The organism is Microvirga mediterraneensis, from assembly GCF_013520865.1.
In the GTDB taxonomy this organism is placed as follows: domain Bacteria; phylum Pseudomonadota; class Alphaproteobacteria; order Rhizobiales; family Beijerinckiaceae; genus Microvirga; species Microvirga mediterraneensis.
This window is the reverse complement of record NZ_JACDXJ010000001.1, coordinates 809,843-821,951: the sequence shown is the minus strand read 5'-3', so window position 1 is coordinate 821,951 and position 12,109 is coordinate 809,843. Positions and strand designations below refer to the sequence as shown.

Annotated in this window: 16 protein-coding genes and 1 tRNA gene; 10 read left to right on the top strand and 7 right to left on the bottom strand. The window is 64.6% G+C overall.

The window, feature by feature from the left end:
• Nucleotides 1–1,283: 1,283 nt before the first annotated feature.
• The 5 genes from H0S73_RS03910 (at nucleotide 1,284) to rpsU (ending at nucleotide 2,793) form a co-directional block, all read left to right on the top strand.
• The gene (locus H0S73_RS03910) at nucleotides 1,284–1,493 is read left to right on the top strand and encodes a cold-shock protein (RefSeq protein WP_114943546.1); all 210 of its coding nucleotides are present in this window, start codon (nucleotides 1,284–1,286) and stop codon (nucleotides 1,491–1,493) included.
• 109 nt (nucleotides 1,494–1,602) lie between these two features.
• Nucleotides 1,603–1,800, top strand: a complete 198-nt coding sequence (locus H0S73_RS03905) for a hypothetical protein (RefSeq protein ID WP_181050926.1) — start codon at nucleotides 1,603–1,605, stop codon at nucleotides 1,798–1,800.
• A 45-nt stretch (nucleotides 1,801–1,845) separates the two neighbouring features.
• Nucleotides 1,846–2,193 (top strand): DUF6481 family protein, encoded by a 348-nt coding sequence (locus tag H0S73_RS03900; protein ID WP_181050925.1) that lies wholly within the window; start codon nucleotides 1,846–1,848, stop codon nucleotides 2,191–2,193.
• A gap of 33 nt (nucleotides 2,194–2,226) precedes the next feature.
• Nucleotides 2,227–2,421 carry a hypothetical protein gene (locus H0S73_RS03895; RefSeq protein WP_181050924.1) on the top strand — a complete coding sequence of 65 codons (195 nt, stop codon included), beginning with the start codon at nucleotides 2,227–2,229 and terminating at the stop codon, nucleotides 2,419–2,421.
• A gap of 69 nt (nucleotides 2,422–2,490) precedes the next feature.
• The gene (gene rpsU / locus H0S73_RS03890; RefSeq protein ID WP_181050923.1) at nucleotides 2,491–2,793 is read left to right on the top strand and encodes a 30S ribosomal protein S21; all 303 of its coding nucleotides are present in this window, start codon (nucleotides 2,491–2,493) and stop codon (nucleotides 2,791–2,793) included.
• Nucleotides 2,794–3,036: 243 nt separating this feature from the next.
• Here rpsU and H0S73_RS03885 read toward each other — a convergent pair.
• Nucleotides 3,037–3,121 (bottom strand) — tRNA-Leu (locus H0S73_RS03885).
• Between the two features lie 179 nt (nucleotides 3,122–3,300).
• On the opposite strand from H0S73_RS03885, the gene H0S73_RS03880 reads away from it, so the two are divergent.
• Nucleotides 3,301–4,407 (top strand): complex I NDUFA9 subunit family protein, encoded by a 1,107-nt coding sequence (locus H0S73_RS03880; RefSeq protein WP_181050922.1) that lies wholly within the window; start codon nucleotides 3,301–3,303, stop codon nucleotides 4,405–4,407.
• Between the two features lie 109 nt (nucleotides 4,408–4,516).
• On the opposite strand, the gene H0S73_RS03875 is transcribed toward H0S73_RS03880, so the two are convergent.
• Nucleotides 4,517–5,248, bottom strand: coding sequence for a sulfate transporter family protein (locus H0S73_RS03875; RefSeq protein WP_181050921.1), 732 nt, complete (start codon nucleotides 5,246–5,248; stop codon nucleotides 4,517–4,519).
• A gap of 98 nt (nucleotides 5,249–5,346) precedes the next feature.
• Here H0S73_RS03875 and H0S73_RS03870 point away from each other — a divergent pair, with 98 nt between their 5' ends.
• Nucleotides 5,347–6,600 (top strand): flavin monoamine oxidase family protein, encoded by a 1,254-nt coding sequence (locus H0S73_RS03870; protein ID WP_246389205.1) that lies wholly within the window; start codon nucleotides 5,347–5,349, stop codon nucleotides 6,598–6,600.
• A gap of 4 nt (nucleotides 6,601–6,604) precedes the next feature.
• Here the strand turns inward: H0S73_RS03870 and H0S73_RS03865 are convergent, their stop codons facing one another.
• The 3 genes from H0S73_RS03865 to H0S73_RS03855 all read right to left on the bottom strand — a co-directional run bounded on the left by H0S73_RS03865 (nucleotide 6,605) and on the right by H0S73_RS03855 (nucleotide 8,877).
• Entirely contained in the window at nucleotides 6,605–6,883 is a 279-nt protein-coding gene (locus H0S73_RS03865; RefSeq protein ID WP_181050919.1) for a hypothetical protein, read from the bottom strand.
• Between the two features lie 15 nt (nucleotides 6,884–6,898).
• The gene (locus H0S73_RS03860) at nucleotides 6,899–7,624 is read right to left on the bottom strand and encodes a Crp/Fnr family transcriptional regulator (protein WP_181050918.1); all 726 of its coding nucleotides are present in this window, start codon (nucleotides 7,622–7,624) and stop codon (nucleotides 6,899–6,901) included.
• 260 nt (nucleotides 7,625–7,884) lie between these two features.
• Nucleotides 7,885–8,877, bottom strand: a complete 993-nt coding sequence (locus tag H0S73_RS03855) for a 2-hydroxyacid dehydrogenase (protein WP_181050917.1) — start codon at nucleotides 8,875–8,877, stop codon at nucleotides 7,885–7,887.
• A 164-nt stretch (nucleotides 8,878–9,041) separates the two neighbouring features.
• On the opposite strand from H0S73_RS03855, the gene H0S73_RS03850 reads away from it, so the two are divergent.
• Nucleotides 9,042–9,575 carry an SH3 domain-containing protein gene (locus H0S73_RS03850; RefSeq protein WP_181050916.1) on the top strand — a complete coding sequence of 178 codons (534 nt, stop codon included), beginning with the start codon at nucleotides 9,042–9,044 and terminating at the stop codon, nucleotides 9,573–9,575.
• 72 nt (nucleotides 9,576–9,647) lie between these two features.
• Nucleotides 9,648–9,794, top strand: a complete 147-nt coding sequence (locus H0S73_RS03845) for a DUF3096 domain-containing protein (RefSeq protein ID WP_181050915.1) — start codon at nucleotides 9,648–9,650, stop codon at nucleotides 9,792–9,794.
• A 9-nt stretch (nucleotides 9,795–9,803) separates the two neighbouring features.
• On the opposite strand, the gene H0S73_RS03840 is transcribed toward H0S73_RS03845, so the two are convergent.
• Nucleotides 9,804–10,676: an EamA family transporter gene (locus H0S73_RS03840; RefSeq protein ID WP_181050914.1), complete on the bottom strand. Its 873-nt coding sequence runs from the start codon at nucleotides 10,674–10,676 to the stop codon at nucleotides 9,804–9,806.
• A 48-nt stretch (nucleotides 10,677–10,724) separates the two neighbouring features.
• A complete protein-coding gene (irr, locus tag H0S73_RS03835) occupies nucleotides 10,725–11,195 on the bottom strand; it encodes a Fur family transcriptional regulator Irr (protein WP_009490579.1) in 471 nt (156 codons plus the stop codon).
• A 229-nt stretch (nucleotides 11,196–11,424) separates the two neighbouring features.
• Between irr and fabA the strand changes: the two genes are divergently transcribed.
• Nucleotides 11,425–11,946: a 3-hydroxyacyl-[acyl-carrier-protein] dehydratase FabA gene (gene fabA, locus H0S73_RS03830; RefSeq protein WP_181050913.1), complete on the top strand. Its 522-nt coding sequence runs from the start codon at nucleotides 11,425–11,427 to the stop codon at nucleotides 11,944–11,946.
• Nucleotides 11,947–12,109: the final 163 nt, after the last annotated feature.

Sequence of the window (12,109 nt, the reverse complement as noted above, 5' to 3'; positions counted from 1 at the left end):
CGTTCCGAAGGCCGAGCGCTCGCGCGCAAATCCCGATGCCCCAGGAGGCCCATGGGAAAGGTCCCGCAGGCTGAAGCGGCGAACGCAGAAGCAGGAACCGGTCATGTGGGTAAGGATGCGGGACCCCAATGGCTTGAGGCGTCCGACGGGAGTTCGAATTGACGTCCGATGCTCTGAATGGAAGAGGCACCGGAAGGCCGATTGTCGCGCTCACGCCGTTGCGGATCGACCGACCTGGGCTTGAAGAGGGGCGATCCCGGCGCCGAAGGCGGGCTGTCCCCGGAGTAGGAATGGACCGCCTCGGCGGGATCCGACGCGGCGGCTTCGGTGGCCGCTCCTCTCTTCCGCAGAAGACCAGAATAGGGAAACCACACAGCCGCCACACGGCAGAGCTCCGACAATCTCGTCAGGACGGCCGGAGCGCTCATGGAATGAGTCGTGATCTTGGAGCATCGTGCGGACCCAGAGGGCCGCGTCAGCGAAAAGTGGACCGGCTTGCCGCCTCATCCGATGCGCCAGCCAAGAGAAGGAGCATCGGATGAATCCCAAAAGTGGCGCCCACTTTTGGGTCCGAGACTCTAGCCGAGCTGCTCAAGAACGATCGCTCGGATCTCTTCGCGGGTGAGGGTGGTCTGCTGTGGCCGCCAAGTCGCAAGGGACTTGTGAGGCTGCTTCTTCGGCAAGGGCTGAGACAGCGTCTTCACCGGTTTCGTATGAGGTATCGTGTACATGGGTTCCTTAAACGGCTTCAGCCTCAGGCTGTGCCGCTGTTGTTGATGACGTCGAATGCGGAGCAAAACGACAGATCCGCCGCGTGGACTACACGCAGCGACCAAACTTCAAAGGTGCGGAAAGCGGGCTCGGCGCTCAATCATGAGCTTCAGAGAGCAGGCCGAACGTATCGGTTGGATAAGACTAATATGGACCACTTTTCCCATGATCACAAGAACGAATAGAAAATATCCATAAAGTTGCGAGAAAATGTCCCTTTCGGAAGCGCTCCTCATCCGCACCTCGTGCCCTAAAAAACTTGGATGGCGCATTCACTTCTGGGATATAAAAACGGCTAATCTGGAACATGACTTTGTCGATGCGCCTTGTATTCGCCGTAAGTGAGGCTTAGATAGAGATCATCGACATTTGGCCGGACAATCGGGCCGTTACGCCTTGGCCTTCCAGGCGCACGTTCAGACCCCCTTCCCAAACATCGACGAACCCGAGCGCGGGCGTGCCTCCGCATGCCCCGGGCTCACGTGCATACAAGCCTCTCCAAGGATATTCCCATGATTTCGGGCACCGTGAAGTTCTACAACGATCAAAAAGGCTTCGGCTTCATCCAGCCGGACGACGGCAGCAAGGACGTGTTCGTGCACGCCACCGCGCTCGAGCGCGCCGGCATCCGCGGCCTGCGCGAGGGCCAGAAGGTGTCCTTCGACACCGCCGAGGACCGCCGCTCCGGCAAGGTCGCCGTCAACAACATCCAGGCGGACTGAGCATGACAGGGCGCACCCTATAAGGGCCGCCTTGCGAAGCCGCTCCTCGGCGGAGCGGCTTTTTCTTTCAACACGCCATGACCCCATGGCCAGATCGGGGAATGAAGCGATGTATACGTTTCGAAAGACTCCCGCCAAATCGGTGATGTTCGTCGTCGACTACGACGATGCGCGCCGCGCCTATCTCTGGATCGACGATCTGGAAAAGGCCTCCGATGCGCGTTTTGTTGAAGGGATGGCACGAGCACGACAGGAACAGGGGACCCTTCCTGAAGGCACCATCACCAGCATTCGGCGTGTCCGATAACGCTATCGGACGGGGCCGACGGATTTCATGAGATTGACAGGTGATATGAAGCACAAAGATTTCGGCGAGCGACTGCAGGTTTCCCAAAGCGCGAAGCAGGCCATGGTGGCAAAGTTCCGCCAGCGGCCCGGGCCGGACGACCCGGCCGTGTCCGAACGGCGCGCTGCGCGTGCGGCCGTGAGCGCAGCACGCGAGGTTCGCTTGGCTGAACGGGACGCGAAGCGACTGGCCGAGGAGGCCAACCTTGCCATGGCGCGTGAAGCTCACGCGGCCGATCAAGCGGCGCAGGAACGACGCGCGGCGGCCGAGAAGGAAGAGAGCGACGCAAGGCACGAGATGGAACGCAAGGCCGCCCGCGATGCTCGTTACGCCGCCCGCAAGGCCCGGAAGTAACTGCGTCCGACCCCGTCACGAGGAGATTGACCGATGGCTCACAAATTCAAGGTCCGGCAGATGGTTCGCCTGACCCAGCCGGGATTTTCCGATGCTCGAACAGGTGCCGCCAGTATCTACGAGGTGACGCGGCTCATGCCTGCCGACCAGACCGGGGAGGTTTCCTACCGGATCAAGTCAGGAGCGATCGAACGAGCCGTCCGTGAGAGCGAGATCCGCGGCACGTAACTCCTCCCGATCAACCCGCTAGGCTCTGCCGCGGCGAAACGAAACCCACGAATTGAGAAGGGACATTCCTTGCAAGTTTTAGTGCGCGATAACAACGTCGATCAGGCTCTGAGAGTTCTCAAGAAGAAGATGCAGCGGGAAGGCATCTTTCGCGAGATGAAGGCGCGCAAGTCTTACGAGAAGCCTTCTGAGCGAAAGACCCGCGAGAAAGCCGAAGCCGTCCGCCGAAGCCGCAAGCTGGCCCGTAAGCAGGCGATCCGGGAAGGGTTGATCGCGGCTCCCAAGCCGAAGCCCCGCTTCTCCGGACCGCGCAAGCCCATGGCTGCTTCCCAGGCAAGCCCACGCACCGAGGCGGCGGAGACGAAGGCCTAACGGCAGCAGAGCCGAAGAGCCTAACCCATGGATTTGGCAGCAGGCGGCGCGGAATCGATTCGGCGCCCCTGCATCGTCATGCCCAATGCACTTCAGCGACCGTGATCAGAAGTAATATATTCGAGAGTTGCGTTCAGGACTACGGCACCAAGATGCCTTTGCAGGCACCTGCCGTGTCTCAGAGTGAAAGGCTGAAATCTTTTAAACCCTCAACCCGTTGCGCGCATTGCGCTTCTTGAGGGATGGTGCCCAGGAGAGGACTCGAACCTCCACGGTGTTACCCGCTGCTACCTGAAAGCAGTGCGTCTACCAATTCCGCCACCTGGGCATGCCTCGTCGGCGAGGCTTCGTTTACGGTGCTTCTCGGGCTTCGTCAATCACTGAAAATGCGACCGATGCGCTTTCTTGGCGTTGCACCTCTTCACAGGGGAGCGGCGTTTGACTAGAGACATCTTCGAATTTCACACCCAAGCTCCATGCAAGCCCTGAGCCGGGCGGGAGAGTTTCATGATCGGTGCCCTTCGCACGCCTGAGCAGCAAACCGTCACCGTTTTCGGCGGATCGGGCTTTCTCGGCCGTTACGTGGTGAGCCGTCTGGCGGAGCGCGGCTATCGCGTTCTCGTGCCGACCCGCCAGCCGAACCTCGCGAACTTCCTGCCTCTGGGCAAGGTCGGGCAGATCAATCCGATCCACGCCAACCTGCGCAACGAGGATTCGGTCGCCCATGCGGTGGCCCGGGCGGACCATGTGGTCAATCTCGTGGGCATCCTGCAGGAAACCGGCCGCCAGCGCTTCGATGCGCTCCAGGCCAGGGCTCCGGCGATGATCGCGCGGCTCGCCAGGAAGGCCGTGTCCTTCACCCATGTCTCGGCCATCGGGGCGAACGCCAATTCCGAATCGGCCTATGCGCGCTCCAAGGCCGAGGGCGAGGCCGCCTTGCTGCAGGAGCGGCCTGATGCGGTGATCCTGCGCCCCTCCCTCATGTTCGGGCCGGGCGACAGCTCCTTCAACCGCTTCGGAACGCTCGCGCGGATGCTCCCCGTGCTGCCCCTGCCCGGCGCCGACACCCGGTTCCAGCCCGTCTATGCGGGCGACGTGGCCGAGGCCGTCCTGCGCGCCGTGGACGGCGCAGTGACGGGCGGCCGGGTCTATGAGCTCGGCGGCCCCGAGATCCGCACCATGCGCCAGATGATGGAATTCGTCCTCGAAGTCACCGAGCGCAAGCGTCCCATCGTACCCGTGGCGGGCAATCTGGCCCGGACCATGGGCGGCGTCCTAGGCGGGCTCGACTGGCTGACCCTGGGCCTGCTCCCCGACGAGCTCGTCACCACCCGCGACCAGGCGATCCTGCTGGAGACGGACAACGTGGTCTCAGAGGCTGCCGTCCGCGAGGGCCGGACGCTTCAGGGCCTCGGCGTCACGCCCACGACCATCGAGGCGATCGTCCCGAGCTACCTCCTGCGCTTCCGCAGGACCGGCCAGTTCGATCTCAAGCGCAACGCTCCTGCGAGCAACACGCCCGACCTGCTCGCGCCCCGTTCGGGAGGCGCCGGATCCGATTTCCACCCGGAGCGGGCCGCCGGTCCGGCCGTCGGCCAGTCGTCGAGCCGCTAAAGCATAGGGCGCAAAAGGGGGAACCGGTTCTGCGCGTAAGGATGCGACAGACCGGAACGTTGGAGCATCGGACGTGAGCTCGAATTCACATCCGATGCTGTAACTGTTTCTAAGCCTTCTCGATCGAAACCGCATTGTCCCGGCGCAGCGGCAACGGCTTTGCCGGATTGCGCGTGAGCTTCTTGTGCAGGTGAACCATCAGGGCCGCGCCGAAGATCGGCGTGATCAGGTTCACCACCGGCACGAGCACCAGGGCCGCCACCACGGCGCCGGCGGCCAGCACCGTTCCCCGATATTCCGTGCGCAGGCGCGCCACGTCCTCAGGATGCCAGAAGCGGCCCGCCGCCAGCTCGAAATATTCCCGGCCCAGCAGATAGGCGTTGGCGATGAAGAACACGCCGATATTGATCCCCGGGATGAAGAACAGGAGCAGGGCCACGAGGTTCACCAGCAGGGACAGGCCGGCGAAGCGAAGGCCGTAGATGAGGGACTGGCCGAAGGGCAGGGCCCGGCCCGGCGGATCGGCCGGGTAGCTCTCCCGCTCCACCACGTCGGCCACGTCGTCGAGGAAATAGCCCGCCACGATGGCGGAAATCGCCGGCAGCAGATAGACCAGGACGACGAAGAGACCGAAGCCCGCGAGGAAGAACGCGAAGCTGTCGATGATCGGATAGGTGGCGCTCAAATGGTGATCGGTCAGGAAGAGGTCGAACAGCTTGGTCAGGCCGAGCCAGACCAGGACGAGCAGCGCGATCGTCAACCCAATCGATTTCCAGAGGATACGCCGCAGGGCCGGCGAGAAGACCTCGCGGGCCGCCGCGAAAACCGATTGAATCAGCATCTGTCGTTTGGTCCTTGCTCAGCATCCCTCGATGCGGGAAGCGGACCTTACTTATGAACGATCCCGCCGCAAAGCGAGGGGTGGAGAAAGCCGTGCCGATGGACCATGAAGCCGCGACGGGCTGGAGCGCGAATCCCGACGTGGCGATCGTCGGCGCGGGAAGCGCCGGGATCGCGGCGGCGCGGCGCCTCCTGGCGTCTGGAGCGACGGTGACGATACTGGAAGCGCGGGACCGGATCGGCGGGCGCACGGTCACGCGCCGCTTCAAGGGGCATCCGGTGGACCTCGGCGCCCATTGGCTCCATGCCGGCCCGATCAATCCTCTCGTGGCGCTCGGGCGGGCACGCGGCGAACCCCTGCGCCGGGCGCCGGTGAACGGGCATTTCTTCGTCCGCGGCAGGCCGGGCACCCGAGCCGAGCGCGTGGCCCTCGACGGCGCCTTCGCCATGGCCGACCGCGCCATGACCCAGGCGGCCAAGGCAAGGGAGGATCAGCCGGCAGCGGCGGTCCTTCCGCCGATGGGGCCACAAGGGCGGCGGGGGGCCGCCATCCACGGCCTCGTCTCGGGCCGGCCGCTCGACGAGGTGAGCCTGCACGATTTTCCGAGCATGGAATACGCGGACAACCTCTTCATCGCCGGCGGACTCGGCGCCTATGTGGGCCGCCTCGCCCATCGTCTTCCCGTGCGGACCGGCACGGCCGTTCACGGCATCGACTGGTCCGGCGAGGGCGTGAGGATCGAGACGTCAGCCGGAACGCTCCGGGCCAGGGCCGTTCTCGTCACCGCGCCCATGGCTGTGCTGCAGCAGGAGGCGATCCGCTTCGCGCCCGCCCTACCCTGTCCCGTTGCGGAGGCGATCAACGGCTTCACGCAAGGAGTTTACGAGCATGTGATCCTGCACTGGCCGGATTCGCCCTTTCGCGGCGCGGACCGCCTGGCGAGCCTCACCGGAACGCACCGGCAGCCGCCGGGGCTCCTGACCCGGATCGACGGCACCGCGTTCCATTTCTTCGAGCTCGACCAGCCGACCGCCTCCGCCTTCGACCGGCGGGACGTCCACGCGCCTTACCGCTATGCCCGCGCGGTGCTGGCGGAGCAGTTCGGCCACCGGGCGATCCGCAACCTCGCCGCCGTACACAACACCGCCTGGCGGCACGATCCCTGGTCGCGCACCTCCTGGGCCGTGGTGCCGCCGGGGCTTTATGCCATCCGTGATGTCTTGAAGGCGCCGGTCGGTGAGCGGATCTGGTTTGCCGGCGAGGCGCTCTCGCGGGCCCAGTGGGGCACGGCCGGAGGAGCCTGGGACGAAGGCGAGAGAGCGGCCGGCGAGATCATCGCCACATTGCGCTGAGGCCTCACGGCCGGGACAGGCCGGCATTGAGCTGGGAGCGAACCCAGGTTACGGCGTCGTCGAGGGTGGCAAGAACGGGTGGCGTCGTGCTGAGCAGGCCGCCGCAAGGGCCGAAGCCCGCTTCCAGGAACCAGCCGCCGGCCCGCTCCGGCCCGCCGACGGTTTCCTCCGGCGTCACCCAGGTGAAGACGGCCACCAGCTGCCCGTCCGCGAGAACGAGCTGTCCTTCGTGCCTGCCGCCATCCGCCAGGACGGGTATCTCTTGGAGAGTAATATCGCTCATCGTCCATCCCAAAGGTCAGGGCTGCCGGTCTTCATTCTGGAGGCTGAGATAGGTCGAGGTGAACTCACCCACCTTCTTCAACCGTTCCCAGTCGAGAATGGTCAACGCGTCGCCCTGGAAACGGATCAATCCTTCCTTGCGCAGTTCCTGCAGCACGCGGTTCACGTGGACCGTCGACAATCCGAGCGTGTCGCCGAGCTCCGCCTGCGTGATGGGCAGCTGGATCGTGTCGCTCTCGACGCGTCCGATCGCCTTCAGGCGGAGATACAATTCGCAGATCAGATGCGCCATGTGGGCCGTCGCGGACAGGCGGCCCATGGCCGTGAGCCATTCCCGGTGGACGGCCCCGTCGATCAGCGTGTTGAGCCAGAGCAGCCGGGTGAGATGAGGATATTCGTCGGTGATCCTCTCAAGCGTCGCATGCGGAACGAGGGCGATGCGGCAATTGGTGAGCGCCAGCACGCCGTGGTCCATCGTCTTCAGGAGAAAGCTGTGCAGGTCGATGAAGTCGCCCGCCACATGGATCGCCGAGATCTGCCGCCGGCCGTTCGAGACGATCTTGTAGCGGGCTGCAAAGCCTTCCAGGAGCAGCGAGCTCTCCGTCGGGCGGTCGCCCTCGCGGATAATGTCCTCGTCGGCCTCGACGGTGCGAATCCGAGCGATGGCATTGTCGAGAGCCCCCTTCTCGTCATCGGAGAGCCGGTCGTATTTCTCGAGCTTCAGGATAAGGGAATTGGTCATCAAGGCCGTGGGGGTAAGTACGCCCCTGTTCTGGCCAAACTCCTTTCTCAGCCGCACTCACATATGTTTATGCTCAAGACGGATTTTGGTCGCACCGGATCGCGAACCACCTCTCCCCTGGCGAAGGGGCGACACACCGTTCAGGAAAGGCAGCGGCCGAGGGTCGTTCCCGGCGTCCCGCGAACCTTCGGGGATCCCTCGAGGCACGGGAATTCCGCGCCCTTCACCGGCAGGACAACGCTCTTCGACCTGACGATCCTTCAGAGCATGCTGGGCAGCACGCGATCAGGCGGCTTGTGGCCGTCGACGAAGGCCCGGATGTTGACGATGACCTTCTCGCCCATGGCCACGCGCCCCTCGTGAGTGGCCGAGCCCATATGCGGCAGCAGCACGACCTTGCCTTGCTTCGCGAGCCTCACAAGGCGCGGATTGACCGCCGGCTCCTCCTCGAACACGTCGAGGCCGGCCCCCGCGATGGCGCCGGATTCGATGAGCTTGGTGAGCGCGCCCTCGTCGATGATCTCGCCGCGGGCGGTGTTCACCAGGATCGCGTCGGGCTTCATGAGCTTGAGGCGCCGGGCCGAGAGCAGGTGATAGGTGGCAGGCGTGTGCGGGCAGTTCACGGACACGATGTCCATGCGGGCCAGCATCTGGTCGAGGGATTCCCAATAGGTCGCCTCGAGCTCAGCCTCGATCTTCGGCGGCACGTGGCGGCGGTTATGGTAGTGGATCGACAGGCCGAAGGCCTTGGCGCGACGGGCAAGCGCCTGGCCGATGCGGCCCATGCCGACGATGCCGAGGCGCTTTCCGGTGATGCGCCTGCCCAGCATCCAGGTCGGCGACCAGCCGGCCCAGTTGCCGTCCGGGATCACGCGGGCGCCTTCGGGAATGCGGCGGGCGACCGCCAGGATCAGCGCCATGGTCATGTCGGCCGTATCCTCGGTCAGAACCCCGGGCGTGTTGGTGACGGTGATCCCCCGAGCCACGGCCGCCGTCACGTCGATGTTGTCGACGCCGTTGCCGAAATTGGCGATGAGCTTCAGGTTGGGACCGGCCTGCTCCAGCACGGGCGCGCCGATCTCGTCCGTGATGGTCGGCACGAGCACGTCCGCCGTCTTGACGGCTTCGGCCAGTTCCTCGGGCGAGAGGGGCTTGTCCTCGAGGTTGAGGCGCGTGTCGAACAATTCGCGCAGGCGCGTTTCGATCACATCGGGCAGGCGGCGGGTGACAACGACGACAGGTCTCTTCTTCATCGACTTCAAGCGTCCCCGGCACTGAAACCCCGCGAAGTTCAGAGAGTTTCACGCTCTCTTAACCCTGCTTCGGCGATCAAAGGTGACGACGCGCCGCGTGGCGGTCTCCGTCAAGCTTCTCTACCAGAGCCTCAACCCAAGACAAAGTCACTATCGGGGGAACCATGCGCAAGATCGCCCTTGCCCTTGCTCTTGTCAGCCTGGGCGCCGCCACGGCTGCCGCCCAGCAGCCCCCGGGCGGCCGTCTCGGCACGGGCCTGCCGGTGCCGCGTTATGTGAGTCTCAAGACGGACCGGGTGAACCTGCGCGAGGGCCCGTCCAAGGATCACAGGACCGCCTGGGTGTTCCAGCGGGCCGGCCTGCCGGTGGAGATCATCGCCGAGTACGAGACCTGGCGGCGCATCCGCGATTCGGAAGGTACGGAAGGCTGGGTGCTCCATTCCCTCCTGTCGGGCCGTCGCACGGCGCTCGTGATGCCCTGGGCCAAGGGCAACCAGCCGCCGATCAACCTGTTCGACCGGGCCGACGAAAAGGGCGGCGTGGCGGCCCATCTGCAGCCGGGCGTGATCACCAACATCAAGGGCTGCGACGGCAAATGGTGCCGCGTGACGATCGTGCTGGACGGCGCCCGGGACGTGGACGGCTACATCCAGCAGGAGAAGCTCTGGGGCGTCTACCCCAACGAGACTGTGGAATAGGCCTTTACCGTTTTATCAAGCTTTTGACCGCTAAAAAGAAACACCGTTTCTTTTCTCGAAAGCCTTGTCTGCATGAGCATCAACCTGAACTTCAAACTGCTCCCCATTCTGGCCCTGGTTCTCGGCATCGCGTCCCTTGTCGCTCCGCGCTTCCTGAACGTCTTCGTGGCCATCTTCCTGATCGTCTATGCACTGGTCGGATTCGGCTTCATCCGCTGACGAACGAGTTTAAGCCGTCCGCCTCAAGAGCCGCCGCCCGAAGACGTTGAAGGCGAGGCCGAGGACGATCACCGCCCCGCCGATGGCCTCGATCGGATGCATGGCCTCGCCGAGGATCAGGGCGGAGCCCAGGATCCCGGCGACGGGAACGAACAGAGCGAACGGCGTCACCGTGGCCGCCGGGTGGCAGGACAGGAGGTAGGCCCAGATGCCGAAGGCGAAGACGGTCGTCGGATAGGCGAGATAGGCCACCGCCGCTACGGTGCCCCCGTCCATATTCTTAAGCGCATCGAACACCTGGGCCGGGCCGTCGAGCCAGAGTGACAGGCCGAACAACGGCAGGGGCGCGACGAGGCTGGACCAGACGATGAAACCCAGCATGTCGACCCGCCCGGCCCGCTTCGAGACGATGTTCGCCACGCCCCAGGCGGCGGCGGCCAGCACCGTCATGAGGAAGGGGACCGCGTCCCCTCCGGTCATGCGGGGCCAGGCGATGAGCACGAGCCCGGAACTCGCCACGACGCCGCCGATCACCTGGTGCGATCCGGGACGCTCGCCCATGACCAAGGCCGCGAAGAGGATCGTGAAGAAGACCTGCGCCTGCATGACCACCGAGGCGAGGCTTGCCGGCATTCCCAGGCTGATCGCCGCGAACAGCAGCCCGAACTGGGCGACCCCGAGGAAAAAGCCGTAGGCGATCACGTTCCGCCAATCGGTCTTGGGGCGCGGCACGAAGAAGACGGCCGGCAAGGCGGCGAAGAGAAAGCGGAGCGCCGCCAGCAGCAGGGGCGGCATGGTGCCGACCCCGAGCTTGATGACCACGAAGCTCAGGCCCCAGATGGCCGTGACGAGAAGGGCGGCGAGGCTATGGCTGAGCGGCATCTTTTACGGACCGGAAGCCGCTCTTTGGAACGTGAGCGAAGCGGCGACTCAGGCGCCTTTGCGGCGCAGGCGCACGATGACCTCGACGCCGGCCACTTCCATGCCGGCGGGAGGCTCGGGCAGGTCGGCCACGCTGACGGCGGCGGTCTCGGGCATGTCGACGAGCTCGCCTTCCTCCTCCAGGAAGAAGTGGTGATGCTCGGTCGGGTTGGTGTCGAAATAGGCCTTGGCCCCGTCCACCGAGAGCTGGCGCAGGAGGCCGGCTTCCGTGAACTGGTGCAGGGTGTTGTAGACGGTCGCCAGCGAGACCGGGACGCGGGCGCGGGACGCCTCGTCGAAGAGCATTTCAGCCGTGATGTGCCGGTCGCCCTTGCCGAACAGGAGCCAGCCCAGGGACACGCGCTGCCGGGTCGGGCGCAGGCCCACGCGGCGCAGCTTGTCCCGCAATTCGGACACGGGGCAACCCTTCCGATGCGGAGCGGTGGTGGACTCGATATAGGCGGACAAAGGATCGGTCATCGGAGGAACTGAATGAACGGATGGGCGCTTCTACCATCACAATCATAGGAAAGCGAGAGGATTACCGCAAGGTTGCCCCGGGCGCGGCACCGGTTCCCGCAACGGTGAAAATCCCCGCTCAGGTCCCTTTGATGGATCGCCAAGCCTGTGCTACCAGAGCCCGCACCCAGGTCCCGAGACCGTCTCGGGACCGCTTGTTGAAGACGCGATGAAAGGATCGGCATCCGGAATGGCCCGCCAGTCCAGCTTTACTTATGAAGAGCTCCTTGCCTGCGGGCGCGGAGAATTGTTCGGTCCCGGCAACGCGCAACTGCCGCTCCCGCCCATGCTGATGTTCGACCGCATCACCTCCATCGGCGAGGATGGCGGCGCCTATGGCAAGGGCCATGTGCTGGCGGAACTCGACGTGCGGCCGGATCTCTGGTTCTTCCCCTGCCATTTCAAGGGCGACCCGGTGATGCCGGGCTGCCTGGGGCTGGATGCCCTTTGGCAGATGACGGGCTTCTTCCTCGGCTGGGGCGGCTCGCCCGGACGCGGACGGGCGCTCGGCGTCGGCGAGGGGAAGTTCTCCGACCAGGGGCTGCCGACGGTCAAGAAAGTGGTCTACGGCGTCGACCTCAAGCGCGTCTTCCGCTCGAAGCTGGTGCTCGGCATCGCCGACGGCTGGCTGGAGGCCGACGGGCGCCGGATCTACGAGGCCAAGGACATGCGCGTCGGCCTGTTCCAGGCGGATGCGGCCGCAGGCGGCTAGAATTCGGGCGCTGACCAAAGGTCAGTTCCTGTCCCATCCTATTGACAAAGCGTATTCTTTTTTAAAGAACCGACCCTGCCGCGAAACGGCGGGGCCTTCCTTGGGATCACGCTTTCATCCCATTCGCATGGCTCAGTGTTGAGAATGAGCAGGATCGACCTTA